The organism is Caldimonas tepidiphila (assembly GCF_003569765.1).
GTDB lineage: Bacteria > Pseudomonadota > Gammaproteobacteria > Burkholderiales > Burkholderiaceae_C > Caldimonas > Caldimonas tepidiphila.
Window position 1 is genome coordinate 1 of the sequence record NZ_QXMG01000164.1, and the last position, 1,174, is coordinate 1,174.

Sequence of the window (1,174 nt, forward strand, 5' to 3'; positions counted from 1 at the left end):
CACCGCATCTTCCGGCCAGCCGCCCTGCCCCTTGGAGCCCTGCGACCGCCGCGTCAGCAACGAAGAGGCGTGAATGTAGCGAGTTCGGTGCCTTGGGGCAAGCCCAAGCGAGAATTAGGGTTATCCCGAGGGACGTGGACTGCGCAGGAACGGGGTCGTGGCTGCTTCCTTCGGTGGCGCAGTTGGCGAGGGCATCCTTCGGCAGTTCGTTGTTGCCGGTCCGCGGGGTCAGGTTGCTCTCGAACAAGTCGGCGCGGAAGGGGCTCCGAATCGCCAACGTCCTGCGCCGGTCGGCGGGAAGCAGTCGCTCACCTATTTAGACAGCAGCTTTCCGCCCGGCACCTCTTGTCCCGCAGCTTGAGGGAGCACCTCATCAAGGGTTGAGTACGCGTCGAGAAGGATCGGCGTAAGTAGGCGGGCGGGAGTGCCCCTGCGAACCGCCTATAGGTAGGTAGAGAGAGGAGAGGCGCCTTGTCACTGCTGATCCGCCGTGCAGCGCATGGATGTCTTGCAGACACACGCTCTGCTATGCAGTTCTTGGTTCCGGCAGGGACGCTCGCAGGACTGAGCGATCAGCCATAAAGTCGTTGACGACGACGAGGTGCAGGAACGTGCGGGCCGTCGGCGCCACCTCACATCCACGCAGCGCGACCGGGCGGACCTGCGGGCAGAGGATCTGTCGGGGACTGGGTTTTCCCCGGAAGCCCTGCACAGCGCTGTGGACAAGCTGGGTGCGGTCCACGTAAGCCCTTGTAATCCATGGACTTTTCTGCCTTGCTGCAAAAAATGGCAACCGGGAATGGCAACCGGGCTGGCATCGAGACGGCGCTGATCGATCCCGCCAAGCCCCTGCAGAACGGCGTCACCGAGAGCTTCAACGGTCGATTCCGCTACGAATGCCTGGCGCTGGAGCGGTTCCGCACCAGCTGGAAGCCCGCATCATGATCGAGGACTGGCGGCGGCACTACAACGAGGTGCTGCCTCATTCGAGCCTTGGCTACCGCACCCCGCTGGAGTTCCGGCAACAATCAGCCCCGCAAGGGAAATCAACGGAAGCCGAAGTCAACCTTCCGATGGTTTGACTTTTCCGAGCGGGTCACGCGGACACTTCGTCTCACCTGATTCGTCACGAAGCTCAGCTTGGCTCATCCTGTGAGACTGTCGACCACTACGC

General features: G+C 62.5%; 1 protein-coding gene. It reads left to right on the plus strand.

All coding sequences use genetic code 11. From position 1 onward, the window contains the following. The first annotated feature begins 755 nt into the window (after window positions 1-755). Window positions 756-1,082 (plus strand): integrase core domain-containing protein, encoded by a 327-nt coding sequence (locus tag D3A59_RS26580; RefSeq protein ID WP_336470430.1) that lies wholly within the window; start codon window positions 756-758, stop codon window positions 1,080-1,082. Window positions 1,083-1,174: the final 92 nt, after the last annotated feature.